The following is a 22,189-nucleotide window of genomic DNA, read 5'->3' on the forward strand; positions in this document are numbered from 1 at the left end:
CGCACGAAACTCCTTTTGGGCCGGGGTGATTTCTGCAGTCGGCGCCGCGTGACCCGCATGGCTTCCATGCGCTTGCGGTTCCGCCGCGACGGCTACCGCGGACAGGGACAGGAGGCCGACAGCGGCCGAAAACTACGAGGGCGCTCGTGCGAGGTCTCCTACCTCGATCCTATGCAGTTCGTCCAGAACTGCCGCGACGCCGGCCGTGGTGCCCAGCAAGTCCAGCGGACGGGCGCCTAACACCGGACTGGAAGCAGCCAACCATCGCCAAGCCGCGTTCGCATCCTCGAAGACAGCGACGGCGCGTGTAGCCACCAGCTGGCCGGCCGCCGCCGATTCGGCCACCGCCTGAAACCGGGTAGCTTCGTCGGCCGCGCGTGAAGCGCGTAAGCGGTCGCGCTCGTGGATGGCCTCGCGTTTCAAGTACAGCCCGCCCCCCAACGCAACCGCCAGCAGCAGGGAAAGAATGATGTAGTCAGTCATTGCGTTGCGTTCCGACTTCTGTCCAATGGTGCCAGCGAACCTATGCCCGAATCGATATCGGCATAGACGTTGTTGCTCCCGGCTTCGATAATCATCGAAGCCGGAGGATAGCCGATCATCAAGGCCTGAAAACCGTAACCTTGTAATACAATTTGTAATACAAAGCCGAGGGAATCAGCGGTACCTCTTCGGCTCTGGGAGGCAAGCCCCAACGCGCCGGTGACCCCCCCCGCATAGAAGCAGGCCTGCAGCCTCTGACGGTGCCTAACGTACGCCCCTCACGTGTCGCCACAGCTCCCAGCTGGACATCTTTGTAATACATTTTGTAATACAAACCGAGGGAAGTAGCGGTAGCTCCACCGGTCCCGGCGCATAGGTGTACGTCTTTACTGATCGCCTACTGCGCGTCCGAGCGCGGCAACATCATAACGCCGTGACGACCCCACACTGATTACACCCGATAACTTGGGCTAATCGCTTATGGCACGGTCAGTGCCCCCTGCCACAGATGCTTACTGATGGGCAGGCCCCGTGCTCGCGCGGCAAAATAATTGACCTAAGGTCAATTATTTGGATGCCAGCTAGGCCCACTTTAACCTGAGCCGAAAAATACATTCGAACTTTTTAATTGGTTTGAACCAACCCAATAAAAGCTTTTAAATCAATAACTTGCAAGACGTTGACGTGAGGGGTAGAGTCGAAGACAAGGCATGACTTGGGAGCGGTATCGTGGCGCAGCAAGATGCGTTGAAAACAGATTACCTCCGCGCTTTTGGTGCGGTGTTGTCTGCAGCTCAGACCGCTCAGGTGCTGGGTTACCGGAGCACCGCGGCGCTAGCCAAAGCACGTTCTCGTGGCCAACTGCCGATAAAAATGTTCGCGCTGCCGCATCGACGCGGCCTATTCGCGAATACGGTAGATATCGCAGCCTGGATGACCTCCCAGCAGTCCAGCGTCGAAGGATAACCGCGCCCTCTTCACGGAGAGTCATTGCATGACCAGCTGAGATAAGCACTCCGAACTACGGAAATGAAAATGCCCCCGTTAGCGCGGGGGCATTTGCCTCTCGTCGGAGCGAGCGGCGGTGGAGCACTTGATGCGTAAGTAGGCTCCCGCATTTCTCCCATGAAGTCAAGCCGTCCGAGGTGGATGGCTGGGCAGGTGCGTCCTTTTTCAAGGTAATTCTTCCCTTGAATACGCTCCCTGTCTTGCCTTGCCTCACGGCGTTGCACACCAGCAGGTGTGTTTGGAGATTCAGGAGCCATCATGTCCCTCGTTTCCTACCTTTCAAGGGCGACTCTCGCGCCCTTGGTGTTGCCGCTACCCACTGACATCACCACTTCGCTGCACAGGCCTGGACCACGGCCGATCGTGGAATGCCAATTCGAACGACGCGAGTTCGAAGGCTGCGACGTTCATGGCTTCCTTTCGCTCAAAGAAGCACGTCACGTTGAGGTAGATGGCATCACCTCTATCGCGGTCGCGCGCTCACTGGAATGCAATCACAAAGTCGCCGCGTACACGGTATGTCCCGTGTCGGTGCCACAGGGGGTGGCTCATGCCGAGTAACCCGCTGCCCTTTGAGCCGCGCGTGCTGACCAAGTCGGAACGCCGCCGCGGCGACTTGTATGTGTTCAACTCCCCGAAGCTGGGTCGTCGCGTGGAGCTCATCGAGTGCGTGCGCATGGCCGTAGCACTACGCTTCGAGTTCAATCCGCTCACCTTGGCCTACGTCGAACGACCGCGCACCCTGGATGTGCAGGGCGATCCGGTGGAACTGGACTTCTGGACCCGCGAGCCGCGGGGCCGCGAGCGCTTCTGGTTGGTCGTGGCGATCGACGACACCTTGAGCCCGCGCTCTCCCCGGCGTGAGTACCGGCGTGCGCGCGCGCTGATGGAAGCGGCGCAGCTCGCGCAGCTGTCGTTGGAGTTCTGCTACGAGGAAGACCTCCAGAAGGACGCCGCTTCGCTGGGGACCTGGTATCGCCTCCTGCCGTACGCGCAAACCGCCCTGACCTTGCCCAACCGCGAGGCCTTGCGCACTCAGGTGATGGCGCAATTCGACACGCTCACGCGGGCGAGCTTCGACCAGATTGAGAGCGCGCTGCGGGGCTTCCATGCCGCGGATGTGCGCGCGATCACCGTTGACCTTGTGTGCACCGGCCAACTGGCACTGGTCGATTCGGCGCATCTGACGCGCTTTAGCGTGCTCGAACGGAGAAGCGCCCATGGCCAAGCATGATCTTACCGCGATCGTCGGTGTTGACTTACGCACGTGGCCGCGGCCTCCGGTGGACGGTATCAAAGAGGAATATCAGGCGTCCTACTTGTCACGTTGCAATGCATTGCAGGCGGTGGCCGGCGGCATGTCATTCCGGGCGGCCGCGGCCCGCTATGGCGTCGATCCGCGCACCGTCGCGAACGATGCGGAAAAAGCGCCGCAGCTGCATACCGACAAGAAACCGTTGGGCTTTCGAGCTTGTATTCCGTTCCGGCATCGTTTGTCCAAGCCGCTGTCCGACGAGGCGGTTCCGGTGGCGCCGCCGACCAAGGGCGTGGCCTACTCGTTCTCGCGCCTGCTCGACGCCTATTCGGACTTGAAGGATCTCGTGTTGGCCTACAACGGGCCGTTGCCATCCGGCAAGGCGAAGACGCGCGCCTTCGATCGGCACTTCGGCAGCTTCAAGGCGAAGGCCCGCACGCTGTTGGACAAGGGCACGTATCCACTGTGTGAACCCGACGAAGGACGCCGCGCGCTGCACAACTATCACAAGCGCGTGCGCAAGCAGCGTCGCGAGGCCGGCGGCGCTGAAGTTGACGCGACGCCGCCGACGACCAAGCGTTTCAATCAGCTGTTCACCCTCGCACCCTTGGACCGGTGCGAGTTCGATGCGCACAAGCAGGACGTCGACTGGGTGCTCGACATTCCGCATCCCGACGGCCAGCTTGTGCAGCGACGCATCACCAAGGTCACTTTGCTCGCACTGGTGTGTGCCGCCAGTCGCTACCTGCTCTCTCACCTGCTGGTACTAGGCGAATACAACCAGTTCCATGTCTTGCGGCTGTTTAGTAACGCGCTCAAACCATGGTCGCCAAGAGAGCTCATCGTCCCGAACATGCACTACGCCGAAGGGGCAGTGCTCGGCTTGCCTTTCGACGAGCACGACTGCTGTGGCCGTCCGATCGTGTCAGCAGGTGACAACGCGATGTCGCACCTGGCGAAGTTGCCCGTCGACAATCTGGTGGATCACTTCCGGGGGGTGTTCAACTTCGGTCGCGCACACGTTCCTGAGGGCCGGCCGATCATTGAAGCCTTCTTCCGCCGCTTGGAGCAAGGCGCGCTGCGAGGTATCGCTGGCGGCTTCCACCCGCAATCGCGAGCCAACGAAAAGAAGGTCCCCACCTCGTACCTGCGTTCGGAAGATCATCCGCTGCATTGGGAAGGCATGTTGGACTTGATGGACGTGATCGCATCCGGTCACAACGTAACCCCGCACAGCGGCCTGCACAATCGCTTGCCAAAGACGGTTCTGCACACGCACCTAGCTTCTGGCTGGACCTGGCAGGCGACTGAAGCGGCGCGCGATGCTCTTCGTGTGGCGACGATTCGTCTCAACGTCCGCATCCGCGGCGATGAAGCTGCACGTCGCCAACCCTTCGTCCAATACAAGGATGCGATCTATCGCAGCCAGCGGCTAAATGGACAGTGGGGTCGAATTGGCGAATCCTTCCCAGCCGAGGTGAGCATCGAGGACCTGCGGCACTTGGTCTTGCTCGACCCGACGGACCACACGCCTTGGTCAAGGCTGGCAGCATTGCCCCCATGGCAGCAAAGTCCCCATGACTTGCATCTGCGCCAGTTAATCAATAACGCGCGCCACCGCGGTCTGATCGAGATTGCCGGTGCCAGCGACGCGGTCAAGGCGTACCACGCCTTCGCCCACGAAGAGGCGCTCAAGGCCCGTACGGTCGCCGACCAATTCGCCCGTCTGCAGATCCAGCACGGCGTCGCGGTCAACGCCAACGGGAACGCTGGACCTGCCGACCCGCCGCCCGTCGTGCAACCGCGCGCGGGCAAAGCCTCTTTCGCTCTGCACAAGGACTGATGCCCATGAATGCGATTATCGACTTCCTGTTGCACCCGTTACTGCAGCTGTTTCGTCCACTGATCGCCACCCACTCGATCGAACGCGTCGCTGATGCGATCAACGCAGCTATCGACATGGGCTATCGGGGCTTGGGTGTGTTTGGCTTTGCTCGCTTCGGCAAGACCGAATCGATCACTTACCTCATCGATCATCCCTTCTGGCTCGCACAGCGCCCGGCAGCGATGTTGCGCGTGGATGCTCCCGACACGCACAAGCGCACAGACAGCAGCTTCTTCCGGAGCCTGCTGACACTGCTGGGCGTGCGTGTTCCCTCGCGAGCCAACCCGGACGAACTTTGCACGCAGCTGATGGGGCGCCTCATCGAAGTGGCTCAGAACTCAAGAACTCATTTGATCATCCTGTTTCTGGACGAAGCCCAGCGCCTGCTGCCGGCCGACTACGAGCACCTGGTCACGCTCGACAACCGCATGACGCGGGCTGGCTATTACTTCTTCGTAGTACTCTTCCACCAGCGAGACATCACCGGGTTCAGCAATGAAGTGCTGCCCAGCAACGATCATCCGCCGCACGTAACTGGCCGCTTCCTAGTGCGCAAGCACGAATTCACTGGTCTGGTCGGTGTGGATGAGGTTGCCTACGCTCTCACACGCTACGACGAAGGGACCGAGTGGCCGCCGGGCACCGGTATCAGCTATACGCAGCACTTCGCCCCGGATGCGTTCGCCAATGGCTTTCGTCTGGCCAATTACGCGCAGCGTTTGTGGGATTGCGCTAGCCACCTGCGCGCCGAAGCGAGGCTGCCGACCGAGTGGACTTGGCCCATGAAGAGCTTCGAAGCCACGGTCGTGTACCTCCTGACGGCAACCATTCCCTGCACACCGAGCTTCGAGTCCTTCGATGACGAGCAGCTCATCGCTGCGCTGAGGGCCGCCGGCCTGGTTGAACTGGAGAAGTCGCGCCACACCTACCAGCCGCAGGGGTGCCGATGAACACCGCGACGGTCCTGCCGATGCTTGACCCGCGCTTAGTCGGGGAGCATTGGGAAAACTACGAAGGCACTTCCAGCTTCGGCGTGTTCTGGCGCGCCACCCGACTCAATCATCTGCACCGACGCGACCTACGCAGCTTCCTTCACTTAAGCCTGCGCGCCGGCGATGATGCCTTCGCCCGGCTGACGCGCGGCATCCCCCAGCAGGCCGCGTTGCGTTTCAGCTTTCCAGAATCGGAGTTCATCGAGAAGAGCTATTGGCGGCCGGAAGAGTGGTGGCCATTCGGGGGACCGATGCCCTTCGAGCAGATGTCGTGGCGGCTGCGGGTGTGCCCTGTCTGTGCTCGCTCTTGCTACCATTGCCTGCTATTCCAGATGCCCGGCGTGGTTTGCTGCCCGTGGCACGGCGTGGCGTTGATCGATACCTGTCTCAAGTGCGAGAGACCCTTGGCGGTGGATATTCAGCGCGACCTGCCGGTGGGCCGGTGTCGTTGCGGACACGATTTGGTCCACTACGTGGCCAGCGTCGAGGGCGAGGCATCGGTGCGGGGACACAAACACACTGCGATCGAAGACTATCTGCGACGCGCGGCATCGAGTCGTGGCCGCACCTGGCTGATCGCTCCTGAAGAGTTCGACGATCGAGCGTGGACCGCCTTGCACTGGTTCGGCAATGGCGCTCCGAAGACCGGGGCCTTGTTGTCGGAACGGGTTGGGCTGGATCACAGCGTGCGGTTCACCTCGGGTCGAGTGGGACCTAAAAGTGGACTGGAAAGCGCTCAGCCGAGCTTGGCCGCCCTGCCGTTAGAGTGGTTTGTCGCTTTTCAGCGCATCGGCTCACAGCTACTCGCAATGGTGCCTCGCGAGCACCTGCCCACGTTGGTAGGGCCAGCCAGCGACATGCGGCGGGCTTTCGGCCAACTGCCCGCCTTCCCGGGCAGCCGCGAGATGTACTTGTCCACAGAGGTCCTGGATCGATCCGTGCTGAGGTGCGCAGGCCTGCTCGCGGCGATCGTGGCGAACTCCGCGGGGCGTCGCACCTTCGTCCAGCCCGGTCTCAGGCAGCGTATCTGGGACAACACCCACGGGCTTCGCTTGGTGGATGCGCTGGTACGCCGGATCTTGACGCGGGGCTACGCCGACGGGTTGCGGGTAGCCCTCGGGCGCCATGTCCCGGCGCTGTATGACGCTCAACATAACCGGCCGGTTCGGCGCCTGCCTTGGGTATTGTTGGACCTCCCGGAGGGCGAGCTGCCGTCCGCTCGAATTGGCTGGACGCGCCAGCGCGGAACCTTCTAAGCGGCCAGGGGCCGGCGCCCGGGTAGGAACAATCCCCTGATCAGCGAGGGTGCTGCATACTTTCCTGCCGGGTGCCGTTCCTGAGGCAGAGATTTCTGGGGCCGAGGCGCATGCGGCATGGATTTATGCGCCGGGAGGCGCACATACTTGACCTTGATGGGAGCTACCTTCCTAGGGTTTTCAGTTAGTTAGAATTTGCACCCTTCTGTGCGGCAGACAGTCGCTTGAACCGGGCGCAGCCCATGCATCCCGTCGGCCGCCGATCACAAGCCGATCCACGTGCGCGGGCGCTCAAGCTAGGACTGGATTGCTCTCGGTGCTGTTCGACGGACCATCCACCGTCGTCAGGCTTACGTCGCCGCGCTCATGGGCACTGCCCAGATCCGTGGTGATGCGGGCGGCGTCTGCGTCGGGCGATACGCCCACGACGCAAGTCGCACGGTTGCGGCCACCCGACTTGGACAGGTACAGCGCCAGGTCGGCGACGTGCATCGCATCATCCCAGCTTCCGCCGGGCAGAAGCGGATACACCGCGGCCCCGACGGAGACCGTCGCGCTGTGCCGCTGCCCACCGAGGTCGAACGGCACCGTACCAATCGCGTGCAGCACTCGCGATGCGAACGCCACCACGCCTTCCGCGTTCGCGCCCGGCAAGAGCACCGCGAACTCCTCGCCGCCCCAGCGCACCACAGTGTCGTGCGCACGGACCAACGCCGTCAGGCGCCGAGCAAGCTCGACGAGGAGTGCATCGCCCGCGGCATGGCCGTAGGTGTCGTTGACGCGCTTGAAAAAGTCGACATCCAGCATCACCACGCCGACCGGCAGCGCCTCTCCGTTCCGACCCGTATGGGGCGACGTCAGTAGCTGGAACTGGCGGCGATTCGCGACGCCGGTAAGTGGGTCATGCAAAGACTGCTCGGATAGCTCGGCGATGTCGCCATGCAGGCGGCGGTTCGCCGTGCCGAGACGCCGGATCCACTGCACGGCAGGCACGGCGGCCAAGGCAAGGACCAGCGCGAGTGCGGCCCACAGGCGCTGTTGCCATGTACGGACTGCAAGCTCAGCCTGCTTGGCCGCAATTTCGGCTTGCTTGATGCGGTTTGCCGCCGCGAGCCGCTCGATATCGCGTTGCCGACGCTGCGCGTCGTAGCGCTCCTGCATCTCCAGCAGGCTCTTGTCGCGTTCCTGGCTAGTCAGCTCGCGCTGGAGCGTCGCCACGCGTTCCAACGCCTCGAGTGCTTCCCGGTAGCGGCCGGCGAACTTGTAGACGCCCACCAGCTCGCCGGTGATGACGACAATGTCGTTGCGCGCCTCGAGCTGCTTGACCTTCTCGAGTGCCCCATCGAGCCGGCGCAGACCGCCATCGACGTCACCCAAGTGGGCTTGGGCAACGCCGGCGTTCGTCATCGCATACGCTTCGCTGCGCGAGTCGCCGGTGCTGCGGGCGAGGCGCTCGGCCTCTTCCGCGTAACCGAGTGCCCGGCGGAAGTTCTTTTGCTGGAGCCAATAGTCGGCGAGGTTGGCCAAACTGACCGCCTCGAACTCCTCCATGCCTGCCTCACCCCGCGAGAGGCGCAGCGCGTCCTCGAGCGCCATCTGCTCCAAGCCTGTCTCGCCGCTCGCGGCCTGTGCGACTGCCTCGTTGATGCGCAGTGACGCCATTGCGTACTTGAAGCCCATTTCGCGCGCGTCCTCATACGCGCGACGCATGATCGACTTCGCCCGACCGTAATCGGACAAAGCGGTGGTCATGGCCACCAGCTGAGATTGGGTCATCACACGGCCGGCTTCGTCACCGGCTCGGCGCGCGAGTTCGCCAGCCTGCAGGACTTCAGCGATGCCGGCGGCGAAGTTGCCCCGGATGTTATGCAGTCGTCCGCGCGTTGCGTGGATCCGGTACCCATCAGGAGTTTGACCTGCTCATGCGAGGGTGCGGCCAAGTTCTGGCCCGGGGGTACGCCGAGGGACTGCGGTCAACGCTCGCGGTCCACGTGCCAGAACTTTATGCCCGACGGCGTCTCGCCCCGCGCTTGCGCCAGCCTTGGGCCCTCGTGGGCCGAACGAACGGCCGGCTCGCCCGCATCCGCGTGGCTTGGGTGCCCCTGTCCTGCGCGAGTCGCGGCGAGGCGGCGCTGCTCGAGGCTGAGGACCATGCCAACCAGCGCCGCCAGAGGTCGAGGGGGCGGCGGCAGAAATAGGGCCACACGGGACTGCGTGGCCCGGACAGGCGCACCCGAAACAGTGGTGGGGTCAGATCGCTGGACCCACCACTCTGCATAGCCGGGAAAAGGGCACCCGCAAGAGTGCGGTGGCCAGCGCAGAAACATGTGTGCAGGGGCACACCGCGAGCCTGTAAAATCAATCAGTTATTTTGGGCATTCGAGAGTGCGCTGCCCAGCTGCTGCCAAAGCCGCCGCGCAGGCACTAGACTCGTGGCAGGACGTTGAATTCATGATCAGGGGATGCAATGACTGCCATCCGTTCGATTCCCGCCTCCAGTCTGCGCACGGGGATGTTCCTGCACAAAATCGGGGGGTCGTGGCTCAAGCACCCTTTCCTGCGCAACAAATTCCTGCTGACGGACCCCGAGGACGTGCGACGGATCATCGAGGCCGGCATCGATGAAGTCTGGATCGACGAATCGCGCGGCGACCCGCTGGAGATGCCGGAGTTGGTGGGCACGGACGAGGATGCCCGCGAGCCCTTCGTCGATACGCTGGCCGAGAGCCCCCAGTTGCGGGCGGCGGCCGATGCGCCGCGCGAGTCGCGCCGCATCGTGACCGGCCCGGTGCCGCTGGCGGCGGAGCTTGAGCGGGCGCGCTCCATTTGCCTGACGGGGAAAGCGCAGGTCCAGTCGATGTTCGAGGAATTGCGGCTGGGCAATTCCGTCAGGCAGAGCGATGTGCTGCCGCTGGTGGAAGAGATTGCGTCGTCGGTGTGGCGCAACCCCACGGCGCTGATCAGCGTGGCCAGGCTGAAGACGCACGACGATTACAGCTACCTGCATTCGGTGGCGGTTTCGGCATTGATGCTGGCGCTGGCCAAGCAAATGGGCCTGGACGAGTACCACACGCACTTGGCCGGCGTGGGGGGGCTGATGCACGATCTCGGCAAGGCGTTCATACCGCTGGATGTGCTGAACAAGCCGGGCAAGCTCACCGACGCCGAATTCACCATCATGAAGTCGCACCCGGCCGCCGGGGCGCAGGCCTTGCAGGACGGCGGCGCCGAGGCCGGGGTGGTCGATATCGCCCTGCACCACCATGAAAAAATGAACGGGTACGGCTACCCGCACGGCTTGAAGGATTTCGAAATCACCTTGCTGGCCAGAATGGGGGCGATCTGCGACGTGTACGACGCGGTGACCTCCATCCGCGCCTACAAGGCGGCCTGGGACCCCGCCATGGCGATGCGCGAGATGGCGCGCTGGGACGGACATTTCGACAAACAGGTCTTCAATGCGTTCGTGAAGTCCGTCGGCATCTACCCGGTGGGTGCGTTGGTTCGACTGTCGTCACAGCGGCTTGCCGTGGTCGCGGAACCGGGCGAGGAATCCCTGCTCAAGCCGAAGGTGCGGGTGTTCTACTCGCTGCGCACGAAGGAAAAAATCCTCGTGCAGACCATCGATCTGGCGGCTCCCGGCTGCAATGACAGCATCATCGGGCCGGAAGACCCCGAGGCGTGGGACCTGTCCAACCTCGAGGTGCTCTGGCTTTGAGCCCTTCCTCGCACGATGACAGGACCGGCGGCGAGCAGCCGTCAGGCACCGAAATCTTCCGTTTGGGGGCCAGCGGGCCCAGCCTGAGTTCGGTGTTGGCATCCGTGGATGGCGCGCACCGCAGACTGGCCCTGCTCCACGTCGATGTCGATGGCATCGGTGCGATCAATGCCACGCTGGGCGAAAGCATCGTCGAGCAGGCCTTGCGGGTGGTGGCGCGGCGGTTGTTGCAGGCCGTGCCGAACGATGCCTGGCTGTGGCGATTCGGCAGCGAGGAATTCGTCGCCGCAGTGGCCTACCGCGAGGGCGAGCCGGACGGCGAATCGCTGGCGGAGCACTTGCGCGAGGCCTTCGATGCCCCGGTGCAGGTGCCGCCCTTCGTGCTGGATGTCACCCTGTCGATCGGCATCGCGCTGTATCCGGAACATGCCCACGATGCGTCCGGATTGCTGGTGGCCGCCGAGCAGGCGATGCGCCGTGCCAAGCGCAGCGGCCCCGGGGGGCAGGCGGTGCACGCACCGGAACCGGTGGCGGACGCAGCCGCCGAGGCCGCGCGCGAGAACCTGGGCCACCGTTTCGTCGATGCGATCGCGCAGAGCGAATTCCGCCTCTATTACCAGCCGGTGGTCAGTGCGCAGGATGGCAGCATCGTGGCGTGCAGTTCGCTGTTGCGCTGGCACAACACGCAGGAGGGCGTATTGCGCGCCAACCGCATCCTGCCGGCGGTGGAGCGCGCCGGGCTGGCCGGGCCGGTGGGGTTGTGGACCATCGAAACCGCGATGCAGCAGGTGCATCGCTGGCGCGACATGGGCATCGACTACCTCACCGCATCGGTGCCGCTGGAGGGTGCGTTGCTGACGCGCATGGAGTGCCTCGACCTGGTGGGCGAGATGCTGCATCGCAATGACGTTCCCGGCGGCACGCTGGAGTTCGAGATTTCCGAAACCGTGCTGTCGCTGGACGCCCCGCATGTCGGCGAAAACCTCGCCGGCCTGCACGCACTGGGGGCCACCCTGACCCTGGCCGACTTCGGCATGCGCGGCCTGAGCCTGGCCGCGCTGGCACAGCACCCGTTGGACCGCATCAAGATCGACCGCAGCTTCCTGCGCAACATCACCAGCAACCCGCGCAGCGCGGCGCTGGTGCGCGGGATCATCGCCATGGGCCATCGCCTGGGCATGACCGTGGTGGCCAAGGGCGTGGAAACGGATGCCGAACTGGCGTTCCTGCGGCGCAGTCATTGCGATTTCTTCCAGGGCTACCTGTTCAGCCCGCCCCTGCCCGGCTCCGACATCGACGAGCTGCTGCGGCGTCGTTACCTGTTGACGCAGGTGTTCCAGGAGAGCGCCCAGCAGCAGCCCGCGCGCACCCTGTTGCTGCTGGACGACGAGGAGAACGTGCTGCGCTCGCTGGTACGCCTGTTGCGGCGCGACGGTTACCGCCTGCTGGCCGCCAGCAGCGTCAGCGAAGCGTTCGACCTGCTGGCCCGCAACGACGTGCAGGTGGTGTTGTCGGACCAGCGCATGCCGGACATGAACGGCACCGAGTTCCTCGGCCGCGTGCGCGACATGTACCCGGATACCGTGCGCCTGGCGCTGTCCGGCTATACCGACGTGAGCACGATCAGCGAGGCCATCAACCAGGGGGCCGCCTACCGGTTCCTGATCAAGCCGTGGGACGACGCCGAATTGCGCGGACACATCCGCGCCGCGTTCCGGCTGGCCGAACAGCGCCGTGGCGCCGTTGCGGCGGAGGCGTGATCAGCCGGCCCCGTCCGCGCCCGTGTCCGCCTCTTTGCCGGGCTGCCGGATGGGCAACACCACGCGGAAGGTACTGCCCTGCCCCACTCGGCTGGTGACGTCGATGCGGCCGTGGTGCTTGGCCACGATGCCGTAGGAAATCGCCAGGCCCAGCCCGGTACCGCGCCCGATCGGCTTGGTGGTGAAGAACGGGTCGAACAGGTACTGCATCGACTCCGGCGGGATGCCGCAGCCGCTGTCGGTGATGCTGATCCACACGTCCTGCTCGTCGCAGCCGCTGGCCAGGACAATCGTGCCGCGCTGCTCGATCGCCTGTCCGGCATTGAGCAGCAGGTTGAGGAAGACCTGGTTGATTTCGGACGGCAGGCATTCCACCTGCGGCAGGCTGGTGTAGTGCTTTTCCAGCCGCACCTTGTACTTGAGGTCGTTCCAGACGATGTTGAGGGTGGAATCCAGCCCTTGCAGCAAGTCGGCGGGCAGCATTTTCTGGTCGCGGCCGACCCGGGAGAAATCCTTGAGGTCCTGCACGATCTTGGTGACGCGCTCGATGCCCTCGCGCGATTCGCTGAGCAGGTTGGGCAGGTCGCCGATGATGTAGTCCACGTCCAGCCGCTGGCGGGCCTGCTGCACGTCCTCGCGATGGGCGGCAGGATCGTCCGAGAACAATGCCTCGTGGTATTTCTCGACCAGCGCCAGCAGTGCACTGCTGTAGTCCTGCAATGTGCCGAGATTGGAGCCGACATAGCCGATGGGGTTGTTGATCTCGTGCGCCACCCCGGCGGCCAGCTGGCCGATGGAGGCCATCTTTTCCGACTGCAGCAATTGTTCCTGGGTGCTGGCAAGCCGATCGACCGTGCGTTGCAGCTCCTCGTATTGCCGCTGACGCTCGCCGCGTTCGCTGATGTCCACCATCACCATGAAGCAGCGTGCGCTGTCGGGGGCACGCCCGCAGTGGATTTCCAGTGCCATGGCAGCCGTCGGCGACGGCCGCACGATGCCACGCCAGTGCCCGTGCAGCAGCAGATTGGCCCAGTCCGAGTCCGGCACCATCGCCACCAGCGCGGCGGGGTCCCCCGAATGCCCCAGCTTTTCAGCCAGCGCACACGCGGCGGCATTGGCACCGTGCACCTTGCGATCCGCGTCGAGGAAGAGAACGGGGAAATGGACGGTGCTGGCAGCCCAGATGGCGTCGGCACTCCAGAGCGGGGCCGGCGCGGTCGGACCGGGGCTCACCCGCAGCCCAGCCAGCGTGACTGCACCCGCGCCCCGGCGCTGTAGCCGGAGCCGGTGTAAACCGCGCCGGAATCGGTGCGGCCGAGGTGGCGCAGCGTCCACGCCACTTCCCGGCGGCGGCGTGCCAGCAATACCGCGTTGGCGCGATTCATTTCGTGCAATTCCTCCACCCTTGCCATGTCGTCCGGGCCGGCCACGCGCTCGGCGGCGGTCAGGGCGTCCAGTTTGGCCTGGGTGGAGCGTAGCAGCGCATCCACGTCATGCTCCAGCAGCGCGCGCCGCTCGGCCTGCAGGGCCGATTCCAGCGCATCCAGCGGGTGCATGGTCTCGATCATTTCAGTAGTTCGCGTTCCAGCGCCAGCAGGCGGCTGGCGATTTCCTGCGGGTTGATCTGGTAGCTGCCGGAATCAATGGCACTGCGGATTTCCTTGATGCGCGCCATGTCCAGCTTGGACGGTTGGGCCATGTCTTTGGCCATGGTCTTGATGCCCACGGCTTCGCCCGTCAGACGCAGGCTGTCCACCGGCGGCGTGGGGGAAACCGCGGAATCCCGGGTGGCGGCACTGGCGCGGGCCTGCGTGGCATCGGCAACCACCGGTGCTTCCACGGGCTTCGCCGGCAGGCCGCCTTCGATTTTCGTGGTCATGTCAGGACTCCGGATCAGGTTGGCTCGAAGGCAGTAACGGCCAGCCGCGGGGGGACTTTAGGGGGCATTGCCGGAAATCTTCAATTGACCACTTCCACCGTGCCGTCGGCGGACAATCGGCCGCGAATGACCCGGTGGGAACTGTCGTTTTCCACGTTCAGGATACCGCCGGACGTGGCCGGGCCCAAGGCCTTGCCGCCCATCCGCACCTCGGTGCCGCCGATGCTGGCCCGCAGCACGACGGGATCGCCGCGCTTGACGCTGACCGTCGGGGCCTCCGCCGCCACCGTGTCCGGCGGTGGGCGCACGCTGCGGGTGCCGGGCTTGCGGACCGGTACATACAGCCGCCAGCCGGGGGTGTCCGGACAGCGGACTTCCGCGGTCGCGGTTCCATACGCCGCCGCCGCCAACGGCTGGCGGCAAGCGGCCAGCCGCAAGCCGGGTGCCAGCATGGCCACCATCCCGGGCTCCGCTTGCAGGGCGGTCAGCGCGGCATCGCGAATCGCTTGCAGGTCCTGCAACGCCTGGCCACGACCAGGCCCGGGGATGGCGGCCAGCAGCAGGCAGATCGGAAGCAGGGTCAGCGGGCGCATGGGCAGGCGAATCAATGGAATGGGGTCTTTCAAGCAAATTGCATGCCGCCCTCAAGCCGGCGTCGTGGCTGCCGACAATGACGACATGGCCCGCAACCAACTGCTCGACCGCATCGACCAACGCATCCGCCTGGCCGGCCACAACCGGCTGGCCCTGCTGCTGTTCCGGCTGGGGGGGCGTCAGGTTTTTGGCGTGAACGTCTTCAAAGTGCAGGAAGTGCTGCCGCGCCCGGCGCTGTTCACCATGCCGCAGCTTCCCGCCGGCTTCCTGGGGGCCGCCGACATCCGCGGCCGCAGCGTGCCGGTGCTGGACTTGGCCAGTGCCATCGGCCAGCCCGCCGACGGCCCGGCCAACTACCTGGTGGTGACCGAATTCAACCGCACCGTGCAGGGCTTCCTGGTATCGGCGGTGGACCGCATCGTCAACATCGCGGTGGAAGACGTGTTGCCGCCCCCGGAACTGGGCAACGACCCGCACTATCTCACCGGTGTCACCCGCTACCACGACGAGCTGATCCAGTTGGTGGACGTGGAAAGCGTGTTGGCCGAAGCGCTGCCGCAGCAGACCGGCAACGCGTCCATTGTCCCGGTGGCGAATGCGATCGGGCGCGAGGTGCTGGTGGTGGACGATTCGCGGGTGGCCCGCAACCAGATCCGCCAGGTGCTGGACATGCTGGGGCTGACCTGCACCCAGCTGTCCGACGGCAGGCAGGCACTGGAGCACCTCAAGCAGATCGCCGCAGGCGGGCAACGTCCCTCTTCCCGCTACGCCATGGTGATATCGGACATCGAAATGCCATCGATGGACGGCTACACGCTGACGTCGGAAATCCGACGGGACCCCGCGTTGAACGATCTTTACGTGTTGCTGCATACCTCGCTGTCGGGTGTTTTCAACCAGGCGATGGTCGAACGCGTGGGGGCCGACGATTTCGTGCCGAAGTATTCGCAGCAGGAATTGGCGGATCGCATCACCGCACGTGTTTCACTGGCAACATGAACTTTCTGATGCAACATGCCGATATATATGTAATTTGATGAGAATTTGCCGGCCCGCCGATTGACCGGCAGCTCGCCTCGAAAAGCCCGCCGGCAGACGCCGCTGCGGCCACTGGCACATTGTTTGCATTAGCCCATGCGACCTACCCCCTCTGGAGGGGCGCATGAGCGATTTTCTTGGCATCCACGGCACCGCGCTGATCCTGCGGGAACAGCGGCTGCAAGTGCTGTCTTCCAATCTGGCCAACGCCGACACCCCCGGGTTCCAGGCGCAGGACATGGATTTCAATACCGCCTTGCAGGCGGCGCTGTCGCCTGCGGCGGGTGCCGACGGCAGCGACCCCTATCAGGGCTCGGCCAATCTGGCCCGGTATGCCCGGCCAAGCGCGCAGCCCAGCCTCGATGGCAATACCGTGGACACCGCCCGTGAACAGGCCACCTTCTCGCAGGCGGCGCTGGAATACCGGGCGTCGATGTCGTTCATCGAGTCGAAGGTGAAAACCATGCTCACCGCGATCACCGGCGAGTAACGAGGAGAACGCCCATGAGCAATCTTCCGATTTTCGACGTGGCGGGCTCGGCGATGCAGGCGCAAGCCGTTCGCCTGAACACGGTGGCCAGCAACCTGGCCAACGCCAATACCGTGGCCGGCACCCCCGAGGGGGCCTACCGGGCCAAGCAGCCGGTGTTCCGTGCCGAGGCCGTCCAGGGCGACCCCACGCTGGCCGGCGTGCAGGTCACCGAGGTGCGCGACAACGCCGCCGCACCGGTGAAACGCTACGAACCCGGGCATCCGCTGGCGGATGCACAGGGCTATGTCTATGCCCCCGACGTCGACCCGGTGGCGCAGATGGTGGACATGATTTCCGCCTCGCGCAGCTACCAGGCCAACGTGGAGGTCTTCAACAGCGCCAAGGAATTGGCCGTCGCCACCCTCAACATGGGCCGCTGATCATGAGTACGGTTGCTTCCACCGGCAATGCGTCCGACAACGTGTATTCCCGATACGCACTGGACGATGCCTCCAAAAAATCCACCGGCAGCATGGGACAGGCCGATTTCCTGCGCCTGATGACCGAGCAGATGAAGAACCAGGACCCGCTGAATCCGTTGAAGGGGGCGGAGTTCCTTGGCCAGCTGGCGCAGTTCTCCACCGTGCAGGGCATCGAGAACATGCAGCAGGCGATGGGCGCGATGGCCACGGTGATGGAAAACGACCAGTCGCTGCGCGCCGCCGCGCTGGTGGGGCACGACGCACTGGTTGAAGTGGACAAGGTGCAACTGGGCGCGGGGGCGGGCGTCAGCGGCGAAATCACCGCCAATCGCGGCGGACCGGTGCAGTTGCAGGTGCTGGACGCCAGCGGCGCCGTGGTGCGCCACATCACCGTCAACGCCACCCAGGCGGGTGCCACCAAGTTCGCCTGGGATGGCCTGGACGACGCCGGCAACCCGACGCCGGCCGGCCAGTACACCTTCAAGGCCAGCAGCGGCAGCGACCAGAGCACCGAGGCGTTGGCGGTGCAGCTGGCGGCCCATATCGACAGTGTTTCCATCGGGGCCCAGGGATTGGTCCTGAACCTCGCCGGGCTCGGCGGCTACCCCCTCTCTTCCATCCGGCGCATCGGCTGACCGCGGCCGGGCCATTTTCCCAAGGAGCGCACCATGAGCTTTCGCATCTCCGTCAGCGGCATGAACGCCGCCAGTTCCGACCTCGACATCACCGCCCACAACATCGCCAACGTGAACACATCGGGCTTCAAGAGCTCCCGCGCGGAGTTTTCCGACGTGTTCGCCGTGAGCGCCTACGGCTTGTCGCAAACCCAGATCGGCGCCGGCGTGCGCCTGGAGGCGGTGGCCCAGCAGTTCAGCCAGGGCAACATCGACTTCACCGGCCGCGCGCTGGACATGGCGATTTCCGGGCAGGGCTTCTTCACCCTGTCCGACAACGGCAACACGGTGTATTCACGCGCCGGCAATTTCGGCACCAGCCGGGATGGTTACGTGGTCAATCCCGCCGGCCAGCGCCTGCAGGTGTATCCGCCCAACGTGGCGGGTGGCTTCGATACCGGCCGCATGGGTGATTTGCGGATCCCGAACGGGGATGCCCCGCCGTCGGCCACCACCAAGGTCACCATCCAGACCAACCTGCCGGCAGATGCGGCTCCACCCACGGTGACGCCGTTCGACCCGAACGACCCGACGACCTACAACCAGACCACGTCGATGACGATCTACGACTCGCTGGGCGCGGCACATACCCAGTCGCAGTACTACGTGAAAACCGCCACCGCCAACCAGTGGCAGTTGTACACCTATGTCGATGGCACCGCCGTGGGGGCAGCGCAGACCTTGCAGTACTCCACTTCGGGGGCCCTGACCTCGCCGTCACCGGGTTCGATCACCCTGCCCGCCTACACCCCCACCAACGGTTCGGCACCGCTGAACATCACCATCGACCTGGGGTTGTCCACCCAGTACGGCAATGCCTTCAGCATCCAGACCCAGACCCAGGATGGCTATGCCACCGGGCGCATCACCGGCATCGACATCTCGTCGGAAGGCGTGGTGTCGGCGCGCTACACCAATGGCGTGGCCAAGCCGCTGGGCCAGGTGGCGCTGACCAACTTCGCCAATCCGCAGGGGTTGCAGTCGCTGGGCAACAACGCGTGGGCGGAAACCTTCAGCTCCGGGCAGCCGCTGCATGGGCAGGCCGGGTCTGCGGATTTCGGCATGGTGCAGGGTGGTGGGCTGGAAGCCTCCAACGTCGACCTCACCGAGCAGCTGGTCAACATGATCACTGCCCAGCGCAACTTCCAGGCCAACGCGCAGATGATCCAGACCCAGGACCAGATCGCGCAGACGGTGATCAACATCCGCTGATGATCCTGGCCGCGCCTGTGCAGGCAGGCGCGGCGGGAGGCCCCCATGACCGACCGTTCCCTCTATGTCGCGATGTCCGGTGCCAGCGCCATGCTGCGCGAACAGGCCACCGTGGCGCACAACCTGGCCAATGCCGACAGTACCGGCTTCCAGGCCACGCTGGATGCCACCGTGGCCGCGCCCGTCACCGGCGCCGGGCTGCCCACGCGGGTGGCCACCGTCGCCCGCACGCTGGGCGTGGATGCCCGCGCCGGCGCCATCCACAACACCGGCAACCCGCTGGACGTGGCGATGAAGCCGGAGCGCTGGCTGGCGGTGCAGGATGCCGCCGGCGCCACCGCCTACACCCGTGCCGGCGATCTCACCGTGAATGCCAATGGCATGTTGATGACCATGCGCGGGCAACCGGTGCTGGGCGCGGATGGCGCGCCGCTGTCCATTCCCGCCTACCAGAGCATCGAGGTGGGACAGGACGGCACCATTTCCATCATTCCGCAGGGGCAGCCGGCGTCCACCTTGTCCGAAGCCGGCCGCTTGCAGATCGTGGCAGCCAAGACCACCGAATTGCAGCGTGGCGACGACGGCCTGATGCGCGCGCCGCCGGGCAGCCCGCCGCCACCGGCAGCCACCGGTGCCGCCCTGGCCAGCGGCACGCTGGAAGACAGCAACGTCAATCCCGCCGACGCACTGGTATCGATGATCGAACTTTCGCGCCAGTTCGAAATGCAGGTACAGCTCTTGCATCGTACCGACGAGAACGCGCGCGTCACCAGTTCGATCGTGTCGCTGACCTGATCGTGCGCCGCGCACCCGCTGAAAGAGGAACCCCGCCATGACCCAGTCCCTGTGGATCGCCAAGACCGGGCTCGATGCCCAGCAGACCAAGATGGGGGTGATCTCCAACAACCTCGCCAACGTCAACACCACGGCATTCAAGCGCGACCGCGCCAGTTTCGAAGATCTGCTCTACCAGACCCTGCGCCAACCGGGCGGTGCCACGTCGGAGCAGACCCAGCTGCCCACCGGCCTGCAGATCGGCACCGGCGTGCGGGTGGCGGCCACCGCCAAGCAATTCGCGCAAGGCAATCTCAACCAGACCGGCAACGCGCTGGATGCCGCCATCAATGGCCGTGGTTTCTTCGAAGTGCTGATGCCCGACGGCAGTTCCGCCTACACCCGCGATGGCAGCTTCCAGATCAACGCGCAGGGCGAAGTCGTCACCAACGAAGGCTACCCGGTGCAACCGGGCTTGCAACTGCCGGAAGGCGCGCAGAGCGTGACCATCGGGGCCGACGGTACGGTGAGCGTGCAATTGGCCGGGCAGGCGCAACCGGTGCAGATCGGTGCATTGACCCTGGCCGATTTCGTCAACCCCGCCGGCCTGCAAGCGCTGGGCGAGAACCTGTACGCCGAAACCGGTGCCAGCGGCCCGGCACAGACCGGCGCCCCCGGCACCGGCGGCCTGGGCCGGTTGATCCAGGGCTCGCTGGAATCGTCCAACGTCAACGTGGTGGAAGAGCTGGTGTCGATGATCGAGACCCAGCGCGCCTACGAAACCAATGCCAAGGCGATTTCCACCGCCGACCAGATGCTGGGCTACCTGAACAACAACGTGTGAGCCTCGCCATGCGCATCGTCCCTCCCCTCGCCCATCTGGCCGCATGGCTGGCCGCCGCCTCGACGCTGGCGGCCTGCGCCAGCGTCAACCGCCTGCAAGGCGATGTGCGTCCGTTCGACGCCCCCGTCGCCCAGGCGGCTGTCCAGCCGCCCCCGCCGATGGCTGCGCAAGGTCCGCAAGCGGGCGATGGCGGCGGCTCGATCTACGGCGCACGCGAGGGCAAGGGCTTGCGCCTGTTCCAGGACAACAAGGCCAGCGATATCGGCGACCTGCTGACCATCACGCTGGTGGAAAGCACCACCGCCACCACCCAAGCCAAGACAGCGGTCACCAAGAAGACCGGCGCAACCATCTCCGCACCGGTGTTGGGCGGGCACGCCGTCAACGACTTGTCGGCTTCACTGAATGGCGGCCGCGACTTCCAGGGCAACGGCAACAGCGCGCAAAGCAACAAGCTGGACGGCCAGCTGACCGTGCGGGTGGTGCAGGACCTGGGCAACGGCAACCTGCTGGTGCGCGGCGACAAGCAATTGCGCCTGAACCAGGGCGATGAACTCGTTCAGATTCAAGGCATCGTGCGGCGTGCCGATATCAGTCCCGACAACCGGGTGACTTCCGACCGCGTCGCCGATGCCCGCATCGTCTACGGTGGCCGCGGCACCTTGGCGCGTTCCAATGCGATGGGTTGGCTCGGGCGCTTCTTCAACTCCGCGCTGTTCCCGTTCTGAGGCCGCGACGATGAAACGCACCCTGACAGCCCTTGCCGCCATGCTTTGCACCCTCCTGCTCGCCCCGGCCCACGCCGAGCGCGTCAAGGATTTGGCGCAGGTGGCAGGTGTGCGCGGCAACCCGTTGATCGGCTACGGCCTGGTGGTCGGCCTGGATGGCAGCGGTGACCGCACCAGCCAGACCCCGTTCACCGTGCAAAGCCTGAAGACGATGCTGGAGCAACTGGGCACCACCCTCCCGCCGGGGGTGAACCCGCAGCTCAAGAACGTGGCCGCAGTGGCCGTGCATGCGGAACTGCCCGCCTTCGCCAAGCCCGGCCAGCCGATCGATGTCACCGTGTCGTCGATCGGCAACGCCGGTTCCCTGCGCGGCGGCAGCCTGCTGATGACCCAGCTCAAGGGCGTCGATGGCCAGGTGTACGCCATCGCGCAGGGCAACCTGATCGTCAGCGGGTTCGGTGCTGCCGGCCGCGACGGTTCGAAGATTTCGGTGAATGCCCCCAATGGCGGGCGCATTCCCTCCGGCGCGATCGTCGAACGCCCGGCACCGGCAGCCGCGAGCTCCGGCAATGTCACCCTGAACCTGCATGACGCCGACTTCACCACCGCCGCACGCATCGTCACCGCCGTGGATCGCGCCTTCGGCAGCGGTCGCGCGCACGCCCTGGACGGCGTGACCATCGAAATCACCCCGCCGCCGGGCGACCGCATCGCCTTCCTGGCCGCGCTGGAGGCACTGGACGTGGATCCGGGCACGGCGTCGGCCAAGGTCATCGTCAATGCCCGCTCCGGTACCGTGGTGATGGGGGGCCAGGTCACGGTACTGCCGGCGGCGGTGGCACACGGCTCGCTCACCGTCACCATCAGCGAGGCCACCCAGGTCAGCCAGCCCGGGGCATTCAGCCCGAAGGGTGAAACCGTGGCGGTGGCGCAATCCACCGTCACCGCCACCACCGAAGGCAACCACATGGTGTTGTTCAAGGGTGGCACCTCACTGGAAGACATCGTGCGCGCGGTGAATGCCGTGGGCGCTGCCCCGGGCGACATCGTCGCCATCCTCGAAGCACTCAAGCAGGCCGGTGCCTTGCGCGCCGAACTGGAAGTCATCTGACCCCTCCAATGGCACACCCCTTGC

General features: G+C 65.0%; 22 protein-coding genes. 16 read left to right on the forward strand and 6 right to left on the reverse strand.

All coding sequences use genetic code 11. The annotated features are described in order from the left end of the window. Window positions 1-132: 132 nt before the first annotated feature. Entirely contained in the window at window positions 133-483 is a 351-nt protein-coding gene (locus ACE3OK_RS10830) for an antitoxin Xre/MbcA/ParS toxin-binding domain-containing protein (protein ID WP_374249557.1), read from the reverse strand. A gap of 729 nt (window positions 484-1,212) precedes the next feature. Between ACE3OK_RS10830 and ACE3OK_RS10835 the strand changes: the two genes are divergently transcribed. From ACE3OK_RS10835 to ACE3OK_RS10855, 5 genes are all read left to right on the forward strand, one after another. Further along, window positions 1,213-1,449, forward strand: a complete 237-nt coding sequence (locus ACE3OK_RS10835) for a hypothetical protein (protein ID WP_374249558.1) — start codon at window positions 1,213-1,215, stop codon at window positions 1,447-1,449. A gap of 592 nt (window positions 1,450-2,041) precedes the next feature. Continuing rightward, window positions 2,042-2,725 carry a hypothetical protein gene (locus tag ACE3OK_RS10840; RefSeq protein ID WP_297833531.1) on the forward strand — a complete coding sequence of 228 codons (684 nt, stop codon included), beginning with the start codon at window positions 2,042-2,044 and terminating at the stop codon, window positions 2,723-2,725. Continuing rightward, complete coding sequence (locus tag ACE3OK_RS10845) at window positions 2,712-4,589, forward strand: hypothetical protein (protein ID WP_374249559.1); 1,878 nt, start codon at window positions 2,712-2,714, stop codon at window positions 4,587-4,589. The genes ACE3OK_RS10840 and ACE3OK_RS10845 overlap by 14 nt, the downstream gene beginning before the upstream one ends. A gap of 5 nt (window positions 4,590-4,594) precedes the next feature. After that, the gene (locus tag ACE3OK_RS10850) at window positions 4,595-5,581 is read left to right on the forward strand and encodes an ATP-binding protein (protein WP_256647083.1); all 987 of its coding nucleotides are present in this window, start codon (window positions 4,595-4,597) and stop codon (window positions 5,579-5,581) included. Continuing rightward, window positions 5,578-6,879 (forward strand): hypothetical protein, encoded by a 1,302-nt coding sequence (locus tag ACE3OK_RS10855; RefSeq protein ID WP_374249560.1) that lies wholly within the window; start codon window positions 5,578-5,580, stop codon window positions 6,877-6,879. Before ACE3OK_RS10850 ends, ACE3OK_RS10855 begins: the two co-directional genes overlap by 4 nt. A gap of 291 nt (window positions 6,880-7,170) precedes the next feature. On the opposite strand, the gene ACE3OK_RS10860 is transcribed toward ACE3OK_RS10855, so the two are convergent. After that, entirely contained in the window at window positions 7,171-8,631 is a 1,461-nt protein-coding gene (locus ACE3OK_RS10860; protein WP_374249616.1) for a diguanylate cyclase, read from the reverse strand. Between the two features lie 715 nt (window positions 8,632-9,346). On the opposite strand from ACE3OK_RS10860, the gene ACE3OK_RS10865 reads away from it, so the two are divergent. Continuing rightward, on the forward strand, window positions 9,347-10,597 hold the full coding sequence (locus ACE3OK_RS10865) for an HD-GYP domain-containing protein (protein ID WP_374249561.1): 1,251 nt from the start codon (window positions 9,347-9,349) through the stop codon (window positions 10,595-10,597). Beyond that, window positions 10,594-12,357 (forward strand): EAL domain-containing protein, encoded by a 1,764-nt coding sequence (locus ACE3OK_RS10870; protein WP_374249562.1) that lies wholly within the window; start codon window positions 10,594-10,596, stop codon window positions 12,355-12,357. Before ACE3OK_RS10865 ends, ACE3OK_RS10870 begins: the two co-directional genes overlap by 4 nt. On the opposite strand, the gene ACE3OK_RS10875 is transcribed toward ACE3OK_RS10870, so the two are convergent. From ACE3OK_RS10875 to ACE3OK_RS10890, 4 genes are all read right to left on the reverse strand, one after another. After that, window positions 12,358-13,590: an ATP-binding protein gene (locus tag ACE3OK_RS10875; RefSeq protein ID WP_374249563.1), complete on the reverse strand. Its 1,233-nt coding sequence runs from the start codon at window positions 13,588-13,590 to the stop codon at window positions 12,358-12,360. It lies immediately after the preceding gene. Next, window positions 13,587-13,925: a flagellar protein FlgN gene (locus ACE3OK_RS10880; protein WP_374249564.1), complete on the reverse strand. Its 339-nt coding sequence runs from the start codon at window positions 13,923-13,925 to the stop codon at window positions 13,587-13,589. The genes ACE3OK_RS10875 and ACE3OK_RS10880 overlap by 4 nt, the downstream gene beginning before the upstream one ends. After that, window positions 13,922-14,236, reverse strand: coding sequence for a flagellar biosynthesis anti-sigma factor FlgM (gene flgM, locus ACE3OK_RS10885; RefSeq protein WP_374249565.1), 315 nt, complete (start codon window positions 14,234-14,236; stop codon window positions 13,922-13,924). The genes ACE3OK_RS10880 and flgM overlap by 4 nt, the downstream gene beginning before the upstream one ends. A gap of 80 nt (window positions 14,237-14,316) precedes the next feature. Beyond that, a complete protein-coding gene (locus ACE3OK_RS10890; protein WP_374249566.1) occupies window positions 14,317-14,829 on the reverse strand; it encodes a flagella basal body P-ring formation protein FlgA in 513 nt (170 codons plus the stop codon). A gap of 85 nt (window positions 14,830-14,914) precedes the next feature. Here ACE3OK_RS10890 and ACE3OK_RS10895 point away from each other — a divergent pair, with 85 nt between their 5' ends. The 9 genes from ACE3OK_RS10895 (at window position 14,915) to ACE3OK_RS10935 (ending at window position 22,165) form a co-directional block, all read left to right on the forward strand. Then, window positions 14,915-15,829 (forward strand): chemotaxis protein, encoded by a 915-nt coding sequence (locus tag ACE3OK_RS10895; protein ID WP_374249567.1) that lies wholly within the window; start codon window positions 14,915-14,917, stop codon window positions 15,827-15,829. 151 nt (window positions 15,830-15,980) lie between these two features. Beyond that, window positions 15,981-16,358: a flagellar basal body rod protein FlgB gene (gene flgB, locus ACE3OK_RS10900; protein ID WP_374249617.1), complete on the forward strand. Its 378-nt coding sequence runs from the start codon at window positions 15,981-15,983 to the stop codon at window positions 16,356-16,358. 14 nt (window positions 16,359-16,372) lie between these two features. Further along, a complete protein-coding gene (gene flgC, locus ACE3OK_RS10905; RefSeq protein WP_374249568.1) occupies window positions 16,373-16,780 on the forward strand; it encodes a flagellar basal body rod protein FlgC in 408 nt (135 codons plus the stop codon). Window positions 16,781-16,782: 2 nt separating this feature from the next. Beyond that, window positions 16,783-17,457, forward strand: a complete 675-nt coding sequence (locus ACE3OK_RS10910) for a flagellar hook assembly protein FlgD (RefSeq protein WP_374249569.1) — start codon at window positions 16,783-16,785, stop codon at window positions 17,455-17,457. Window positions 17,458-17,490: 33 nt separating this feature from the next. Next, a complete protein-coding gene (gene flgE / locus ACE3OK_RS10915; RefSeq protein WP_374249570.1) occupies window positions 17,491-18,708 on the forward strand; it encodes a flagellar hook protein FlgE in 1,218 nt (405 codons plus the stop codon). A gap of 45 nt (window positions 18,709-18,753) precedes the next feature. Further along, window positions 18,754-19,503: a flagellar basal body rod protein FlgF gene (locus ACE3OK_RS10920; protein ID WP_374249571.1), complete on the forward strand. Its 750-nt coding sequence runs from the start codon at window positions 18,754-18,756 to the stop codon at window positions 19,501-19,503. A gap of 37 nt (window positions 19,504-19,540) precedes the next feature. Next, window positions 19,541-20,326 (forward strand): flagellar basal-body rod protein FlgG, encoded by a 786-nt coding sequence (flgG, locus tag ACE3OK_RS10925; RefSeq protein ID WP_374249572.1) that lies wholly within the window; start codon window positions 19,541-19,543, stop codon window positions 20,324-20,326. A gap of 8 nt (window positions 20,327-20,334) precedes the next feature. Next, window positions 20,335-21,054 (forward strand): flagellar basal body L-ring protein FlgH, encoded by a 720-nt coding sequence (locus ACE3OK_RS10930; RefSeq protein WP_374249618.1) that lies wholly within the window; start codon window positions 20,335-20,337, stop codon window positions 21,052-21,054. Window positions 21,055-21,064: 10 nt separating this feature from the next. After that, window positions 21,065-22,165, forward strand: coding sequence for a flagellar basal body P-ring protein FlgI (locus tag ACE3OK_RS10935; protein ID WP_374249573.1), 1,101 nt, complete (start codon window positions 21,065-21,067; stop codon window positions 22,163-22,165). Window positions 22,166-22,189: the final 24 nt, after the last annotated feature.

The organism is Thermomonas sp. (assembly GCF_041905325.1).
Lineage (GTDB): Bacteria > Pseudomonadota > Gammaproteobacteria > Xanthomonadales > Xanthomonadaceae > Thermomonas.

Bases quoted from the DNA above. Each gene is read 5' to 3' on its own strand.
- ACE3OK_RS10830 (WP_374249557.1), bottom strand. From the start codon at position 483: ATGACTGACTACATCATTCTTTCCCTGCTGCTGGCGGTTGCGTTGGGG.
- ACE3OK_RS10840 (WP_297833531.1), top strand. From the start codon at position 2,042: ATGCCGAGTAACCCGCTGCCCTTTGAGCCGCGCGTGCTGACCAAGTCG.
- ACE3OK_RS10845 (WP_374249559.1), top strand. From the start codon at position 2,712: ATGGCCAAGCATGATCTTACCGCGATCGTCGGTGTTGACTTACGCACG.
- ACE3OK_RS10850 (WP_256647083.1), top strand. From the start codon at position 4,595: ATGAATGCGATTATCGACTTCCTGTTGCACCCGTTACTGCAGCTGTTT.
- ACE3OK_RS10855 (WP_374249560.1), top strand. From the start codon at position 5,578: ATGAACACCGCGACGGTCCTGCCGATGCTTGACCCGCGCTTAGTCGGG.
- ACE3OK_RS10860 (WP_374249616.1), bottom strand. From the start codon at position 8,631: ATGACCACCGCTTTGTCCGATTACGGTCGGGCGAAGTCGATCATGCGT.
- ACE3OK_RS10865 (WP_374249561.1), top strand. From the start codon at position 9,347: ATGACTGCCATCCGTTCGATTCCCGCCTCCAGTCTGCGCACGGGGATG.
- ACE3OK_RS10880 (WP_374249564.1), bottom strand. From the start codon at position 13,925: ATGATCGAGACCATGCACCCGCTGGATGCGCTGGAATCGGCCCTGCAG.
- flgM (WP_374249565.1), bottom strand. From the start codon at position 14,236: ATGACCACGAAAATCGAAGGCGGCCTGCCGGCGAAGCCCGTGGAAGCA.
- ACE3OK_RS10890 (WP_374249566.1), bottom strand. From the start codon at position 14,829: ATGCGCCCGCTGACCCTGCTTCCGATCTGCCTGCTGCTGGCCGCCATC.
- ACE3OK_RS10895 (WP_374249567.1), top strand. From the start codon at position 14,915: ATGGCCCGCAACCAACTGCTCGACCGCATCGACCAACGCATCCGCCTG.
- flgC (WP_374249568.1), top strand. From the start codon at position 16,373: ATGAGCAATCTTCCGATTTTCGACGTGGCGGGCTCGGCGATGCAGGCG.
- ACE3OK_RS10910 (WP_374249569.1), top strand. From the start codon at position 16,783: ATGAGTACGGTTGCTTCCACCGGCAATGCGTCCGACAACGTGTATTCC.
- flgE (WP_374249570.1), top strand. From the start codon at position 17,491: ATGAGCTTTCGCATCTCCGTCAGCGGCATGAACGCCGCCAGTTCCGAC.
- ACE3OK_RS10920 (WP_374249571.1), top strand. From the start codon at position 18,754: ATGACCGACCGTTCCCTCTATGTCGCGATGTCCGGTGCCAGCGCCATG.
- flgG (WP_374249572.1), top strand. From the start codon at position 19,541: ATGACCCAGTCCCTGTGGATCGCCAAGACCGGGCTCGATGCCCAGCAG.
- ACE3OK_RS10930 (WP_374249618.1), top strand. From the start codon at position 20,335: ATGCGCATCGTCCCTCCCCTCGCCCATCTGGCCGCATGGCTGGCCGCC.
- ACE3OK_RS10935 (WP_374249573.1), top strand. From the start codon at position 21,065: ATGAAACGCACCCTGACAGCCCTTGCCGCCATGCTTTGCACCCTCCTG.